Origin of the sequence: Pedobacter puniceum (assembly GCF_009674685.1) — a bacterium.
In the GTDB taxonomy this organism is placed as follows: Bacteria; Bacteroidota; Bacteroidia; order Sphingobacteriales; family Sphingobacteriaceae; genus Pseudopedobacter; species Pseudopedobacter puniceum.
The window spans coordinates 181,971-197,874 of sequence record NZ_WKJI01000001.1 but is presented as its reverse complement, the minus strand read 5'-3'; the positions used below and the strand labels follow the sequence as shown (position 1 = coordinate 197,874).

The window sequence follows — 15,904 nt, the reverse complement described above, 5'->3', positions numbered from 1 at the left end:
AACCTATCTTAATCACTCAAAAATGAACAGATAAAGATTTTACTGTATATAAAATTAGAACTCAGTAATCCAAACCAAAACTCATAATTTGGTTTATGTATTAGGGTTCTAAAAAAATAGAAATCACGATTAAAATAAAAAAGAGACTCATCTAATGCTATTTAACATTAAATAAGTCTCCCTTAAAAAACTACTTGCTGAAATGGATGACTAAAAATTACTTTTTCATCCTAACACCAATGATTATAGCCGATAAAAGAGTTAAAGCCCCTACAGCAATAATTGCATCATGTATACCCAATAAATCTGCTATTAAACCAGAAATGATAGCCCCAAAAGCATAACCCAAATCTCTCCAAAGCCTAAAAGTGCCAATACTTTCTGCCCTATCTTGGGGATGGTTTACTTGTGCAATGGTTGCGATAAAAGTTGGATAAACTAATGCGGTACCTAAACCCAATAGTGCGGCAAGACTAAATAAAGAGATAAAATCATCCATAAATGGCATTACCAAAATCACTAAACCTTGTAGCAACATCCCTAAAAACAAAATATGTTTTTTATGATAGATATCGGCTAGTTTACCCGTAAAAACCTGACTAATACCCCATACCATAGGATAAATTGCTGTGATAAGTCCTACATCATAAGCTGAGAATTTAATAGAAAATAAAAAAACGGGTAGAATTCCCCACATCATACCATCATTTAAATTATTAACCAAACCTGCTTGTGTTACAGCACTTAAGGTTTTATTCTTAAAGGTTGTCTCTAAAAATATATGATGAGAATTATTACTGCTCTTAGATGCTACCAGTCTACTTTCTGCATTTACAAAGTCTTGAGTATCGTTTACACCCCATAAACTTATTATAAAACCTGTAATAGATATCAAAACACCTAAATAAAAAATATATGGTGTAAAACCGTATTTACCGGCTAAATAAGATGATAGAAAGGAAGCTAAACCAACTGCTAAATAACCTGCAAACTCATTTAGCCCCATAGCCAAGCCCCTATCTTTCTCGCCAACCAAATCAATTTTCATGAGAATGGTTGTACTCCATGTTATTCCTTGACTAATACCCAATAAAACATTTGCAAAAATCACCCAATTCCAATTAGGGGCATAAATGAGTAAGAAAGGAATAGGTATAGCTATAAGCCATCCTATTAAAAGTATAGATTTACGACCGTACCAATTAACTAGTTTACCTGTAAAATAATTGGTAAAAGCTTTAGAGATGCCAAAAGCTATAATAAAAGATAGGATAGCTGTTTTAGATGCTATCCCAAATATTTCTTGAGCAAAATTGGGTAGTATGCTTCTTTCTAAACCTACCATTCCACCTACAAAAGCATTTACAATAATCAATAGGGTAAATTGCTTCCAGTTGGCTTTAAGCCCAAATTTTATTGGTTTAGTCATGAAATATTATGAATATTAAAAAGAAACATCCCGAAGCAAAAGCTTCGAGATGTTTGGAAAGCGTTTTAGATGTTAATGTGGTAATTTATCTTTTATGACGCCATAAAGATATGTTCCGCCTAAGGCACCTGCTATTACAATAAGCATAGCAAAATATCCATAGCCAACATTTACGAACATTGGCCCAGGGCAAGCACCTGTTAAAGCCCAGCCTAAGCCAAAAATAGTCCCTCCGAGGATATACTTTTTCCAGCTTTTATCTTTATCCAAAAAAACTATTGGATTACCTTCTGTATCTCTTAAACCTAACTTTTTAATCAAGAAAACGGCTAATACACCTAAGGTTACTGCGGTACCAATAATACCATACATATGGAAAGATTGAAAGCGAAACATTTCTTGGATACGATACCAAGATATAGCTTCTGATTTAGCCATAATGATTCCAAAAATAACACCTGCTAGTATAAATTTTAATCCTTTCATGTCTTAGAATATTAATGGTAAAATAAAATATGTCATGGCTAAGCCTCCAATAAAAAAGCCTATTACTGCTACTAAAGAAGGTATTTGTAAATTTGACAAACCACTTATAGCATGGCCAGAGGTACAACCACCAGCGTATCTTGATCCAAAACCTACTAATAAACCACCTATCAATAATACCAATATGCCTTTAAAAGAAGTGGCAAACTCTAGCCCAAAAATATGAGACGGATTTAGTTGCCCGTCAAATGCTACCCCCAGTTCTTTCAAATCTTGTATGGTTGATGCTGAAAGCGCTAATGGCTCATCATTTCTTAAGATGGTGGATGCTATAGTACCGCCAATAATTGCTCCTAATAAGAATAGTAAATTCCATTTTTGAGTTCTCCAATCAAAATCAAAAAACTTAACTTTTTTACCTGCACCAGCCATGCTACACATAGCCCTTAGATTTGATGAAAAACCAAATGATTTTCCGTAAAACAATAATAAAATCATAATAAAAGCTATGGCCGCACCAGATACATACCATGGCCATGGCTGTTGTAATATTTCTAACATAATTAACTATTTAAATGATAAGTAAGAACCGGTTTTGCACAATGGTTTATGATACGCTCTGCTACACTACCAAACAGTAAATGATTAAACCCTTTACGTCCGTGTGTTCCTATACACACCAAATCCATCTCATGGTCTTTATTGAAATTGTACACCCCTTCATCAACCTGATCATCAGAATGAAGAAAAACGTTATAGTTTTCTAAATTATTGATGGCTGCAAACTCTCGCATATTGTGTTCAATATCTTCAGTATAAGCTATTTCATTAGGTTTTAGTATGTGTAAGAGATTTATACAAGCATCTTTATCTACAATTTTTTTAATAAACTGTAATTGATGATGCGTACTTGGCTTTTCAAAATCTAACAATAATAAAACCTGCTGAAGTTTGGTTGGGGTACTATATTGGTTTACCGTAATGATAGGCACAGCAGCGCCTCTTGCAACATGTTGCGCTTCAGAACCTACTAAATGCTCCATCAAACCAGATGAACCTTTTGTTCCCATAATGATAACATCTACACCCAACTCTTCTGCCATTTCGTTAATGGTAGAGGTTATAGATCCTTTCTTCAAGATGTAATCAAACTTCCAGTTTAACTGTAAAGCTTTAAACTTTTGTTTTGCTTCTTCTATTTGGGCCAATACCTTTTTTTCTGCAGCTTCTTCATCTAAAATATTCCCACTTGCAGGTATAACATGTAATAAAGTGACCTGAGTATTTACCTTATTTTGAAGTAAGTTAACTACAGCATCTGCTGCGTTAAAAGTGCCAGAAAAATCTGTTGGCACTAAAATTTTTAAAGTTTCCATTTTATTAAGATTTCATGGTGCTTGGACAAACGTAAGCACTGATGTTAAATTTTCCGGTTTCTTTAATTGCTTTAAAGCCGCCTTTTACATCTATTAATTTATCAAATCCACGGGCTCTTAATATCGAATTAAAAATCATTGAACGATAACCACCTGCACAGTGTATATAATAAGTTTTATCCTTATCTAAAGTACTCATATGGTTATTAATATAATCTAAAGCTACGTTTTCGGCATCAATAATATGCTCAGCAAAATACTCGGTATCCTTTCTAACGTCAACAATATTTACAGCTTCGCCTGTTGCTACTTTTTCAGCTAACTCCTCAGCAGAAACAGATGCTATTTTATCTATTTCTTTACCAGCTGCTTCCCAAGCTTTCATACCGCCTGCTAAATAACCAATAGCAGCATCATAACCTACTCTCGCTAAACGGGTTACAACTTCTTCTTCTCTACCTTCATCGGTTATTAATAATATTTCTTGTTTAATATCCGGAATTAAAGAACCAACCCAAGGTGCAAAATTTCCATCGATACCGATATTAATAGCGTTAGGGATAAAACCTGCCGCAAAAGTTTGCGCATCTCTGGTATCTAGTAAAACAGCACCTGTTTCATTAGCGGCCGCTTCAAAAGCATCCGGAGATAAAGCCTGTGTACCTTTTTCCAAAACTTTCTCAAAACTTTCATAACCTTCTTTATTCATTTTCACGTTTTCAGGGAAGTAGGCTGGCGGCGGAGTTAAACCATCTGTTACTTCTTTTACAAACTCCTCTTGTGTCATGTTGGCTCTTAAAGCATAGTTATATTTTTTCTGATTGCCTAAAGTATCAGTAGTTTCTTTACTCATATTTTTACCACAAGCAGAACCTGCACCATGTGCTGGGTAAACAATTACCTCATCTGGCAAAGTCATCACTTTATTTCTTAACGAGTTAAACAAAGTAGCTGCTAGTTCTTCTTGTGTCATGTGTGCTGCTTTTTGGGCTAAATCTGGCCGACCAACATCACCAATAAACAAGGTATCGCCAGAGAAAAGAGCCGTTTCTTTACCATTTTTATCTAATAGTAAATAACAGCTAGACTCCATGGTATGGCCTGGCGTGTGTAATACTTTGAAGCTAATATCACCAAGTTTAAAAATTTCTCCGTCTGTAGCGATATAAGCATCAAAACTTGGATTTGCTTGTGGCCCATAAATGATTTTTGCACCTGTTTGCTTACTTAAATCAACGTGACCGGATACAAAATCTGCATGAAAATGGGTCTCAAAAATGTATTTGATGGTAGCGCCATTAGCTTTAGCTTTTTCAATGTAAGGACCAACTTCTCTTAAAGGATCTATAATGGCGGCTTCATTACCTGATTGAATGTAGTATGCACCTTGTGCTAAACATCCGGTATAAATTTGCTCAATTGTCATATATATAATTTTTTAATTTTTCTATTTTATGTATTCAAATTTCGACTTCGTTTGTGATTTATTTGGTGACTTTTATCACTTTACAGATATATTTCTTTAATCAGTATATATATCCCCATCAACAATACAAACCAACCAAAACCTTTTTTAAGTTTATCTCCAGTTATCTTCTTCCCTAAAATTCCTCCCATAAAAATCCCTGCTATCGCTATCGTACTTATGGTTAACAAGAAAATCCAATCGATTTTAAAATGACCTAAGTCTCCGGCAAAGCCTATTAAAGAGTTTAAAGCAATAATGAGTAAAGATGTGCCGATAGCTTTCTTCATGGGTAGTTTAACCAAGAACACTAGTGCAGGTATTAATAAAAAGCCACCTCCGGCACCTAAAAGACCGGTTATAATACCAATAGTTACACCATACCCTAACAGCTTTAAAAATTTAATACAATCTGTACATTCTTTATCAGGAGCTGCTAGATTTCCGTTTTTTATCATACTTACAGATGCTGCCAGCATTAAAATGGCAAACAAAACCATGGTAAAAACAGATGAAGTAAACTCAAAACCTGCTACCGTAAATAAATGATGAGGAATACTAGGCACCAAAAATTTTCTTGTTAAAAAAACAGTGATGATAGATGCTGCACCAAAATAGATAGCGGTTTTAACGCTTACCAAATTATTTTTAAAATTATTGTAAGAGCCAATTAAGCTAGTTAAACCTACTATAAACAAAGAATAAGAAGTGGCTAATAAAGGATGTATCCCAAATAAATAAACTAGTACGGGCACTGTTAAAATAGAACCACCGCCACCAATTAATCCTAATGATATTCCAATAAGAGCCGAAGCTAAGTAACCTGCTATTTCCATTTATTGTAATTTACAACAAAGATGCTGCAATGGCTACTGCTTATTGGTGACTTTTGTCACATCGTTAAAAAAACATCAAAAAAATTATTTTAACCACTCTACATAGTTACGATGCAAAATAACATCGCCTCTTTGCTCTATTTTTTTAAGTAGCCTTGAGATTACTTCTCTGGATGAGTTTAAATCGGCCGCAATTTCTTGATGTGTTAAGGGTAATTGCTTGGTATTGAGTTTTTCTGTTTGTTTTTTGAGGTAGAACATCAAGCGTTCATCTAAACCTTTAAATGCTACACTATCTATCACTTGTAAAAGTTCTTCAAAACGATTTCTATAGGTTTCGAGTGTAAAATAATACCAGGTTTTGTAATTACGAACCAAATCGTCCATAATTTCTATCGGGATAGATAAAACCGTAGTCTTTTCTACGGCTTTAGCCATTACCTCGCTGGTTTCTTGCTTAGTGGCACAAATTAAAGACAAAGCACAGGCATTACCTGGTTCTAGATAGTACATAAAAAATTCGCCACCATCTTCGCCTTGTCTATAAAGTTTCACCTTTCCCTCCACTACCAGCATGGTAGAACGAAAATATTGCCCTGGCTGCATCATCAACTCGCCAGTTTCAAATGTTTTGATACTGGTGTGCTGAGCTAGCTTCTCTTTTAAAGCCAGTTCAAACTGAGGGAAATATTTATTTAGATAATCGTTTGCAGAAAGGCTTGCCATTATTTATAAAATGATTTTTTTCTAAGATAAAGCTTTTACCTTTTTGATATTGAGTTTTTAAACATTTATGATGATGATTTAACAAACCAACATCGGCTTAAAGCCAAATAATGGGATATTTGATAACTAAATTTCTAATAACTTCTTCTACCTGAGGTTGATGATTTAAGCCCGCCCAAGTTTTAAACCACTGTATTTGTTTAAAAGCATTTGCCCCAAAAACTAGTGCTGGTTGCGCCACAGGCCACTCGTTCCAGTACATCACATCGGGTTTTAATGGCCATTTACTTTTATCAGTTAGGTAAGGATATAAAAAAGTGATACCTTTTTGGATAGATTTTCCATCCTCTGTTTTATAAGCCCATAAATTATCTTGAGGGGTTGATAATATTTGGCAAAGCGTGGCCATAGCATCTAAATTAAATAGCGAATAACCATAAGGTTTGGTACGAGCCATTTCTAAAGGAAAACTTCCATCTAACGCCATTTGATTAGGTAATAAAACAGTTTTATATCTATTTCTACAAAATTCTAGAAGCTTTTCATCGCCAGTTAGTTTAGCAAAAGAAGCTACCTGCATGGTAAAGCAAGTACCATGATTATTTTTAGCTTCCATTTCTGCATTACCATATGGATGTGTCATTAGCCAGTTCAAATATTGGGTAAACCAATTTTTTATGGCTTTTAAATCTTCTGGTAAAATTCCTTTTTCCATTACGATTACACCTTGTGCAACATCCATGAGGTGAATGGTATCAATAATACCGATTCCTCTGCCTGTAAAACGGCCTTTTATGGCCTGTGCATATAAAAGATGAGGATTCATCTTTGTATCAGCATTTATAAACCAAGCTTTTAAATGTTTTACAGCATGATTAATATATTTTTTATCTCCGGTTAGCTTGTAAGCTGATGCTAAAGAGCCAATAATTTTACCTAACCTAATCACCGCAAAACGGTGCGCCACAAAATTATCTGGATTGGTTAAACCATCCTTTTGTATATAGGGTCCATTAGGATTCTGTGGGTCTGGCCACCAATAATCGCCTTCAGAATAAAAATCATTTTTGCCACCAGCACTTCTTGGTGATATGCTTGCTGTTATGGTAACAGGTTGCTCTTTTAAAGCCCAAGTAGCTTCTTGAAGTATTTGCTTTTTTAATACGTGGGTAATTTGTTTTTCTAACTGAGGAGCAGCATTAGTACTAAAGCCTAAGAAGAAAAGGCAAATAAAGATTAAAATACGGTTCATTTTGGTTTAATATTTAAGCTAAAATATCATTTAAAACAGAAAAGACCAGCAATTGCTAGTCTTTTCTGTTAACAGTACCTTATTAATAACCAGGATTTTGTGGTTTTAAATTAGGATTGATTTGAATTTCTGTAAGCGGTATAGGCATTAAGTAATCTCTATCGCTAGAAAAATTAGAGCGTGGTTCTAAAGCATTAGGTCCTTTAAACACTTCATCGCCTAATCTTCTTCTCTTAATATCATACCAACGCTTAAATTCAAACGCTAATTCTAACCTTCTCTCCTCTAAAATAGCATCAATTAATTGTTGCTTAGAAGTGAAATTGGTCAATATTAAATTAGCAGGAGCTGTAGTTACACGCCCTGGCCAGTTTCTAGCTCTGGTTCTTACTTCATTTATGTAATTAATAGCTTCTTGCGTTGGCCCATTAAGTTCTGTAGCAGCTTCAGCCGCTATCAATAAAATTTCGGCATAACGCATATCTGGATAATTAAAATCAGAATATCTACCATTGGCAATTGAATTTCCTGGAAAACGAATCCATTTTGCTATATGTGGTCTTTTCTCGTTTGGATAAGCAGTATAAGGAATTTTAACTCCGCTAGTAGTGGTAATGCTATCATTAAAACTCACTTTTCTTCTGTAATCATTAGCATCCCAAGTGGTAAAAACTCTTAAAGCAGGTACACAAACACCAAATCCATTTTCTGGGATATTACTACCTCTAATACCAACCATTGGGCCCAATAAATCATCATTTTCTGAGCCTCTACTTAACTGCCCCATAAAATCAACAGCAAAAATATGCTCTTTCATGTTATTACCCAGATTAGCTCTGAATAGATTTTGAAAGTCTGGTTCTAAGATGTAGTTGTAGGTCGCTCTATTATCTATCACCCATTTAGCTTCTGTATAAGCTGCCTGATAATTTGCATTGGTAAGATAAACAGATGCTAAATAAGCCGCAGCTGTTGCTTTGGTTGGTCTTGTTCTAACATCATTAGGCTGTCTGTCTGGCAACCATTGTTTTGCAAACTGTAAATCGGCAATGATTTTAGCGTATACATCTGCTTCTTTAGTTTTAGAAATGGTTTTTAAAATAGCAGGGTCTGAGATAAATTTGTCTATATAAGGTATATCGCCAAAATTTCTAACCAAATGGTAATATGCAAATGCCCTAACAAATTTAGCCTCTGCAATTAATGGATTTGTCTCGGTCTCGGATAAACCAATCTTTTTAGCACCATCCTCAGCAGAATTTGCGGCAGACACTACTTGATACCAAACCGGCCAAAAAGCAGCAACCATACCATTACTGGCATCCATATTAAAATCATTTACTTGGATACGCTCTACACCTGTACCACGGTTGCCAATATCAACCATATCACTTCTAAACATTAAGGCACAAGTAAATTGCCTTCCAAATAAAGGCTCAGACGCCACTCTCCCGTAAGCTCCAAATATGGCAGATTCTACATCTTTCTTTGTTTTAAAGAATCCTTCGGGAGCTAATAAACCTACTGGTTTTTCTTCTAGCAACTTAGTGCAACTAACTCCTAATAAAGACGAGATGATTGCAAGAGTAACTATATATATCTTTTTCATGTTTATCAATTTAAATTAGAAACCAATGTTTAAGCCAGCTGTAATAGATTTAGCATTAGGATAACTTGCATAATCTACCCCAGCATTTAAGTTTGAGCTACGATAATTTACTTCTGGATCAAAACCTCTGTAATTTGTAGAAGTAAATAGGTTTTGAGCACTTACAAAAACTCTCATTCTTTGAATTTTGAGTTGACTTAAAGCGCTTTTTGGTAAAGTATAACCTAGAGCAATGTTTTTAAGTCTAATATAGCTACCATCAAAAATCCATCTTGATGAAACTCTTCTAGATCTTCCTGTGAAAGCTCTTGGTACATCTGTGTTGGTATTGGTTGGTGTCCATCTTCTTAAAGCTTCTGTAGTAGCATTATTACCTGCAGAAAGTGTTTCTAGCTCTAATAAAGTATAGCTTAACATATCATTCCCCTCAGAGCCTTGGAAAAACAAGTTTAAATCAAAGTTTTTATAAGAAAAATCGTTATTGAAACCCCAAGTAAATTTAGGATTTGGATTACCAATAATAGTTCTATCATCATTATTTAATAATCCATCAGGTTGATTTAAGGGAACACCATTAGCATCTTTTTTACCGCTTATATCTCTAAACTTCTCTCCACCTGCTGCTTGCTCAAAACCTGCTCCTGGTAAAAAAGTCTCTCCGGTTTGGTAAACACCATCATATACCCAACCAAAGAAACTACCAACAGGATAACCAACACGTAATATTTGCGATGTACTACCAATACCCACTAAATGGCCTGGTGCATTAGCATAAATGATATCATTACCATTTGGCAATTCTAACACTTTATTTCTATTAAAAGAGATGTTAAAATCTGTACTCCAAGTAAATGCTCCGGTAAGATTTCTGGTATTTAAGCTTAGCTCTAAACCTGTATTCTGGATTTTACCGATATTTTGTAACTGAGTAGAATAACCAGAATACTGTGGCAATGGAACATTAAATAACAAATCTGAGGTAACAGATTTATAATAATCTGCCGTAAAATTTATTCTGTTATTTATTAAACCTATATCAACACCTAAGTTTTGCTGAGCAGTAGTTTCCCATTTCAACTCGTTATTAGCTATTGTGGTTGGTCTTACTGCGTTTACAGGTACGTTTCCTATTACACTAAATACCGATGAAAATCTGGCTAAGGTTTGGTAAGGGCTAATCGCCTGATTACCTGTTAAACCATAACTTAAACGCCATTTTAAACTACTGATGAACTCGATATCTTGCATAAAAGACTCGTTATGCATATTCCAAGCAAAAGCAGCTGATGGGAAAAATGCCCATTTATTATTGATACTGAAATTAGACGAACCATCATACCTAGCATTAAAAGTTAACAAATAACGGTCTGCATAATTATAATTTAACCTTCCGTAATAAGAAGCCAATTTAGAATCTGATATACCTGAGTTGGGCGCTAAAACAACTGACCCTCCATCTAAATCTTGGAAAGAAACCGAGTTAGATAAGAAAGATTGACTAGCAGCACCAAAATCTTCATTCACAAATTTTTGATATGAAAAACCACCTAAAGCAGATACTGTATGCTTCTCATTAAAAGTTTTGCTGTAGGTTAAGAAATTCTCATTGATGTAACTTAAATTGGTAGATTGATTGATACTTGCCTCTCCGCCATTTAATCTACCTGCATTTAAAGTAGTTGGTGTAAATACTCCCGTTCTTTCTGATGTAGAGAAAGAACCAAAAGTTGTTTTAAATTTTAAGTTCTTCAATAAATCGGCTTCAGCATATAAATTATACTGATATAAACCACCTTTAGTATTATTTTGTAACTCTCTGGCAACAGCAACCGGGTTATCATGTGGGTCTCCGATAATAGCAGTGGTATAAACACCAGTAGGGGTAAATACAGGTTGATCTGGACCAAATTTAAAAGCACTGGCAATAACACCCGTACCATTAGCCCCACCGCTACCTTCTTGGGTTCTAACACCATCTGTCTGGCTAGACCTTGCAAAGAAGTTTAAGCCCATTTTTAACCATTTGGAGGCTTGAAAATCAAGATTACTGGTTACCGAGAATCTTTTAAATGATGAGTTGATGATAACACCTTGTTGATCATACATCGCACCAGAAACATAGTATTTAACCGACTCGTTACCACCCGCAAAAGATAGTTGTGAGTTTTTAATATTTCCTTGTCTGAAGATTAAATCTTGCCAATCTGTATTGGCAGTACCTGGTACATAAGAGGCATTTACTTCTTTAATATAGTCTGCAAACTGATTGGCATTTAATAAATCTAACCTATTGATTTCTTGTTGGCCAGAGTAAGAAGTATTAAATTCTATACGAGGTTTTCCAGACTTACCTCTTTTAGTAGTAATTAATATTACCCCATTAGCACCTCTAGAACCATAAATTGCTGTTGCTGAAGCATCTTTTAAAATCTCCATAGATTCTATATCCTCTGGCGGAGGCAAGACTGCACCAGCAAAACCATCTACCACGAAAATTGGATCACTACTAGCATTAACAGAAGTACCACCTCTAATTCTGATTTTAAAACCACCACCGGGCTCACCGTTATTAGATTGTACGGTAACACCAGCAGCTCTTCCTTGGATGGCCTGTTGTACACCGGCTGATGGAAAAGCTGTTAATTCTTTACTTTTGATAGAGCTTACAGAACCTGTTAAATCGCTTTTCTTTACACCACCGTAACCAATAACAACAACTTCACTTAAGGCTTTATCATCTGTTTGTAGGGTAACATTTATAACCTTTTGGTTGCCAACAGTTACTTCTTTAGATTGAAAACCTAAATAATTAAACACTAAAACAGTTTGACTATTATCAACCGTTAAACGAAAATTTCCGCTAGCATCAGTTGTTGTGCCTCTGTTAGTACCTTTTATTTTTACAGCAACGCCAATTAAAGCTTGATTATCCTTATCAACAACTTTACCACTTACTTGTATGTTTTGGGCACTTTCTTTCAAGACAATAACCATCAAATTACTTTGCGTAATCTTAAAAGTTAGGTTAGTATTGCTTAATAATTCATCTACCACTTCTTTTACATCCTCATTATCAGCTTCTACACTAAAGTTTTTTCCTTTAGGCAGCATATCATCATTAAAAACAATTCTATACGGAGACTTCTTCTCGATTTCAAGAAATAACTTGTTTAAAGTAGCATTTTTAACACTTAAGGTTATACTCTGAGAGTGTACCTTTGCAGACAACTGCAAGCTCAAAGCAATAACCAAGGCAAAAGTTAATTTCATGTAAACTAGGGCTTTAATTAATTGTTTTTTTGGAATAGGGGTGTCATCCCAAACATTTTTTTTCATACTTTTGAATGTTAGGTTAAATAATTAGTTGTTAATCACATGAGGGTTTGGTCGCTTATCATGTGAAATTTTTCAGCTGTTTAATCGATTTACGGGGGATACTATATCAGTATTTCCCGTTTCTTTTTGTTTGATTGTTTCATTTTTTGATTCGTAATTAGTTTATAATTGGGTTTTAATGGTTACTGTATTGGTAGCTTTGTTAAACTTATAATCAAAAGCATAAGTTTCTTTTAATGCATCTAAGGCTTCAAAAAAGGTTTCATTTTTAAAAGCGCCAGTAAATTTTTTAGATTTTATAGCTTCGTCTTGTATCTCAATTTTAATATTGTACCAGCGCTCCAAATCCAATACCAATTCTTCAAAAGTTTTACTTCTAAAAATCAGCTTATTTTCTGTCCAAGCTATCTCTTCAATCATATGATCTATGGTGGCAACATCATTAACATGAGATAATGCCATTTCTATATGCTCTTTATCTGCTGTAACTTTTCTAGTTGCATTTTTATTACTGATAACAAGTTTTTCCTTAGGTTTTAGGATGATTTTTTGCTCTGGCTTAGAAGGAAAAGACACTTCTAAAGAGCCTCTTATAAGTGTAGCGATGCTATTATTTTCTTCTTTAAAGTCTCTAACATTAAAAGCAGTGCCTAAAACTTTAAGAGTTAGATTTTTGGTGTGAATAATGAATGGATGTTTTGGATCATGATGCACATCAAAAAAGGCTTCACCCTCCAAACTTATACTTCTAGTTTTTTTACCATATTGGTTATCGTAGGTAATTTTACTACCCGCATTTAGCCAAATTTGTGTACCATCAGGCATTTCTACCTTAGATTTTGAGCCGTATTGGGTGCTGATGATATTAAGTTTATCTGCATCATGATTCTGAAAAACAAAAACATAAATACCTAACAGAACAAAAATTACTGCTACAGATGCTGCCATATAATACCTCATGATACGATATTTTGGCTTTTTATCATCAGTATCAGCTGGTATGTAAATCTGCTTATCTTCTTTTAGTTTCTCTTTAAATTTTAACCAGCTATTTTCTGCGGATGTAACAGACGGACGTTCAGCAGCAACAAATTGTAAGTTGAAAATATGATCTAACTGGCTTAGATTATCCAAATCAATATCATATTCCTTTGCTAAGCGATTAATTTCTGCAATATCACTCAGTGTACAATTGTTTAACTTCTTTTTAGCTAAAAGCTCAAAAAAACGGTCCCTGTCTGTCATCTTACTATAAAGACAGCTGATGACCTTAATACCCCTAAAGCTTTTTTTATTTTAACTAGATTTATTTTGTTTTTTTACCACAAAACTTGGAAAATCATGCTGTATAGCTTCAGAAAGCCGTTTTAAAGCAATAGACATCTGCGCTTCTATTGTTTTTACAGATAAATTTAAAAGTTCTGCAACTTCGCTGTATTTTAAGCCTTCTTCTTTAATCAGCATAAAAATAGCTCGGCATTTGGTAGGTAGCTTATTTATTTCTTCTTGTATTTTGTGTAATTGCTCATTAGAAATAAAAGCCTCTTCTGGAGAATGAGATACCTTTAAAATCGCAACTTCTAAATCCTCTAAACTTTCGTAATCCATTCTTTTATTTTTAGCTAAATGGTTTAAACAAGCATTTTTTGTAGCAACAAAAAGGTATAATTTTAAATTTTTGATAGCGTAAATAGCGCTTCTATTATGCCATAACTTTAATAAAACATCCTCTACAATATCCTCTGCAGTAGCAATTTCCTTTAGAAATCCTTTAGCGAAAACAATAAGCGAGGGATAAAACTCTAGGTAAATGGTTTTAAATAGCTCTTCCTCATCTTGATGCGAGCCAGCATTAAAATCGATATTATCCAGATGATTATCTGACATGCTGAGATTAATGGTTTAGAAAATTGGTTTTAAAATTGGTTATATATCGCAATCTAATGATTATAAATCTTAATAGAAAACCTGAGCAATAAAAAAAGGGATTAACATCACGATAATCCCTTTCAAATAAGTGTTAAAATCTTTAATAGTTATTTCTAGCTTCTCCCCAAGCTGGCCCTATTTTCTCCGTCAACCAAAATGGTTTTTTGAGCGCATTTTTAAATTGCCATACACCATCAGACTTTACCAGTTCTTGTGTTTTTTTAATAAAACCGTTAGTTAAAGTAGCACCAACAAGTTGATTATTTTCTATTTGTAAGTTTTTAGGTTGATCCTCAAATGTGGTTAACTTTGGTGTATTAGAAATATAATTATCTACAATTTTAACCCCATCAGGTACTAGAACACGCGTACTGTTTTTTCCAGAACCTAAGGAAAAAGCCTCTGTACAGTCTAAAATCATATTCTTACTGATAAGGGCATTTTTAACTTGCCAATATTCGTTAAGCTTTGGGTTCTCAACAGCATTCATCACAGAAATGGCTGCTCTTAAACCTGTTCCTGTTAAGCCATGTAGGTAATTACCTTCTACTTTTTGGTTTTCACCGATGATTCTGATACCTCCTGTATTTTTCTTTTTATTACCGATGAAATAGTTATCTAACACTTCAGAAAAATTACCATGTCTGAAGGTTAGGGTGCCATCGCACTCGTAAAAAAGGTTATTTTTTATGGTATTATGACCAGATTTTATTGAGATAATCTCTGTCTCACCATCACATTTATCAAAAATATTATTAGATACTAATGTATAAGAGTCATGCATAGACCAATCGCTGGTTCCTATTCTAATGGTTTCGCCGCCGTTAGCATCTAAAGGCGGACGAGGACCAAAATAATTATGGTCTATTTGGTGATAATTAGGCTTATCTGCCAACCAAACTACCAGCGTTGTACCCATATGGTTTTTACCTGTAAAATCGCAATGGTCTACCCTGTTGTGGTTTCCATATAAAGAAACCCATTTATAATCGGTTTCTTTTGAAGGCGGGTTATAGTTGATGATACTGCTATTGGTTAATCTACAATTAGATGATGTTGCCGAAAATTGTACTACATGGCCTTTGTCTAGGTAACCATCGGCAAAAGCCAAACCGTCTACAACTAGCCATTCACCATCAATTTTTAAATTAGAACTTCCTGTTAATTTTATTTTGCCTGGGCTTGCTGTGGTTAAAATTATAGGTTGCTCTTTGGTGCCCTTTCCTTTGAAATTTAATTGTTGGTTAGACCAATCGCCCGCTTGCATTACTACTTTATCGCCCGGTTTTAATATCAAGGCACTTAACTCGGCAACAGATTTAATTTTATAAACCTTCCCTTGTAAAACCGTTTTCTTTTCTATGTCAGAGCCCAATTTAGGTGTACTAGCATGAACCATAATAGCATTGCTTAAGCCAATGATGAATAAGATTTTGATGATATTTTTAGTTTTCATGTTG

13 protein-coding genes are annotated in these 15,904 nt (G+C 34.4%); all 13 read right to left on the bottom strand.

Going from position 1 to position 15,904, the window contains the following annotated elements; all coding sequences use genetic code 11:
* Positions 1 to 217: 217 nt before the first annotated feature.
* A complete protein-coding gene (locus GJJ64_RS00975; RefSeq protein ID WP_154285919.1) occupies positions 218 to 1,429 on the bottom strand; it encodes an MFS transporter in 1,212 nt (403 codons plus the stop codon).
* Between the two features lie 72 nt (positions 1,430 to 1,501).
* The gene (locus tag GJJ64_RS00970; protein ID WP_154285918.1) at positions 1,502 to 1,915 is read right to left on the bottom strand and encodes a DUF6691 family protein; all 414 of its coding nucleotides are present in this window, start codon (positions 1,913 to 1,915) and stop codon (positions 1,502 to 1,504) included.
* Between the two features lie 3 nt (positions 1,916 to 1,918).
* On the bottom strand, positions 1,919 to 2,476 hold the full coding sequence (locus GJJ64_RS00965) for a YeeE/YedE family protein (protein ID WP_154285917.1): 558 nt from the start codon (positions 2,474 to 2,476) through the stop codon (positions 1,919 to 1,921).
* A gap of 2 nt (positions 2,477 to 2,478) precedes the next feature.
* Positions 2,479 to 3,291 (bottom strand): universal stress protein, encoded by an 813-nt coding sequence (locus GJJ64_RS00960; RefSeq protein WP_154285916.1) that lies wholly within the window; start codon positions 3,289 to 3,291, stop codon positions 2,479 to 2,481.
* A 4-nt stretch (positions 3,292 to 3,295) separates the two neighbouring features.
* Complete coding sequence (locus tag GJJ64_RS00955; protein ID WP_154285915.1) at positions 3,296 to 4,717, bottom strand: MBL fold metallo-hydrolase; 1,422 nt, start codon at positions 4,715 to 4,717, stop codon at positions 3,296 to 3,298.
* An 80-nt stretch (positions 4,718 to 4,797) separates the two neighbouring features.
* The gene (locus GJJ64_RS00950) at positions 4,798 to 5,592 is read right to left on the bottom strand and encodes a sulfite exporter TauE/SafE family protein (protein ID WP_154285914.1); all 795 of its coding nucleotides are present in this window, start codon (positions 5,590 to 5,592) and stop codon (positions 4,798 to 4,800) included.
* An 84-nt stretch (positions 5,593 to 5,676) separates the two neighbouring features.
* Positions 5,677 to 6,318 carry a Crp/Fnr family transcriptional regulator gene (locus tag GJJ64_RS00945; protein WP_154285913.1) on the bottom strand — a complete coding sequence of 214 codons (642 nt, stop codon included), beginning with the start codon at positions 6,316 to 6,318 and terminating at the stop codon, positions 5,677 to 5,679.
* A 97-nt stretch (positions 6,319 to 6,415) separates the two neighbouring features.
* Positions 6,416 to 7,570, bottom strand: coding sequence for an alginate lyase family protein (locus tag GJJ64_RS00940; RefSeq protein ID WP_154285912.1), 1,155 nt, complete (start codon positions 7,568 to 7,570; stop codon positions 6,416 to 6,418).
* An 82-nt stretch (positions 7,571 to 7,652) separates the two neighbouring features.
* Complete coding sequence (locus tag GJJ64_RS00935; protein WP_154285911.1) at positions 7,653 to 9,179, bottom strand: RagB/SusD family nutrient uptake outer membrane protein; 1,527 nt, start codon at positions 9,177 to 9,179, stop codon at positions 7,653 to 7,655.
* A gap of 15 nt (positions 9,180 to 9,194) precedes the next feature.
* Positions 9,195 to 12,515, bottom strand: a complete 3,321-nt coding sequence (locus GJJ64_RS00930; RefSeq protein ID WP_229655422.1) for a SusC/RagA family TonB-linked outer membrane protein — start codon at positions 12,513 to 12,515, stop codon at positions 9,195 to 9,197.
* Positions 12,516 to 12,677: 162 nt separating this feature from the next.
* The gene (locus GJJ64_RS00925; protein WP_154285910.1) at positions 12,678 to 13,760 is read right to left on the bottom strand and encodes a FecR family protein; all 1,083 of its coding nucleotides are present in this window, start codon (positions 13,758 to 13,760) and stop codon (positions 12,678 to 12,680) included.
* A gap of 51 nt (positions 13,761 to 13,811) precedes the next feature.
* Positions 13,812 to 14,402, bottom strand: a complete 591-nt coding sequence (locus tag GJJ64_RS00920; RefSeq protein ID WP_154285909.1) for an RNA polymerase sigma-70 factor — start codon at positions 14,400 to 14,402, stop codon at positions 13,812 to 13,814.
* Positions 14,403 to 14,544: 142 nt separating this feature from the next.
* Positions 14,545 to 15,900 carry a polysaccharide lyase 6 family protein gene (locus GJJ64_RS00915; RefSeq protein ID WP_229655421.1) on the bottom strand — a complete coding sequence of 452 codons (1,356 nt, stop codon included), beginning with the start codon at positions 15,898 to 15,900 and terminating at the stop codon, positions 14,545 to 14,547.
* Between the last annotated feature and the right edge of the window lie 4 nt (positions 15,901 to 15,904).

What these genes read in the sequence shown, in the direction of transcription:
- GJJ64_RS00975 (WP_154285919.1), bottom strand. Translation starts at nt 1,429, where the DNA reads ATGACTAAACCAATAAAATTTGGGCTTAAAGCCAACTGGAAGCAATTT.
- GJJ64_RS00970 (WP_154285918.1), bottom strand. Translation starts at nt 1,915, where the DNA reads ATGAAAGGATTAAAATTTATACTAGCAGGTGTTATTTTTGGAATCATT.
- GJJ64_RS00965 (WP_154285917.1), bottom strand. Translation starts at nt 2,476, where the DNA reads ATGTTAGAAATATTACAACAGCCATGGCCATGGTATGTATCTGGTGCG.
- GJJ64_RS00960 (WP_154285916.1), bottom strand. Translation starts at nt 3,291, where the DNA reads ATGGAAACTTTAAAAATTTTAGTGCCAACAGATTTTTCTGGCACTTTT.
- GJJ64_RS00955 (WP_154285915.1), bottom strand. Translation starts at nt 4,717, where the DNA reads ATGACAATTGAGCAAATTTATACCGGATGTTTAGCACAAGGTGCATAC.
- GJJ64_RS00950 (WP_154285914.1), bottom strand. Translation starts at nt 5,592, where the DNA reads ATGGAAATAGCAGGTTACTTAGCTTCGGCTCTTATTGGAATATCATTA.
- GJJ64_RS00945 (WP_154285913.1), bottom strand. Translation starts at nt 6,318, where the DNA reads ATGGCAAGCCTTTCTGCAAACGATTATCTAAATAAATATTTCCCTCAG.
- GJJ64_RS00940 (WP_154285912.1), bottom strand. Translation starts at nt 7,570, where the DNA reads ATGAACCGTATTTTAATCTTTATTTGCCTTTTCTTCTTAGGCTTTAGT.
- GJJ64_RS00935 (WP_154285911.1), bottom strand. Translation starts at nt 9,179, where the DNA reads ATGAAAAAGATATATATAGTTACTCTTGCAATCATCTCGTCTTTATTA.
- GJJ64_RS00930 (WP_229655422.1), bottom strand. Translation starts at nt 12,515, where the DNA reads ATGAAAAAAAATGTTTGGGATGACACCCCTATTCCAAAAAAACAATTA.
- GJJ64_RS00925 (WP_154285910.1), bottom strand. Translation starts at nt 13,760, where the DNA reads ATGACAGACAGGGACCGTTTTTTTGAGCTTTTAGCTAAAAAGAAGTTA.
- GJJ64_RS00920 (WP_154285909.1), bottom strand. Translation starts at nt 14,402, where the DNA reads ATGTCAGATAATCATCTGGATAATATCGATTTTAATGCTGGCTCGCAT.
- GJJ64_RS00915 (WP_229655421.1), bottom strand. Translation starts at nt 15,900, where the DNA reads ATGAAAACTAAAAATATCATCAAAATCTTATTCATCATTGGCTTAAGC.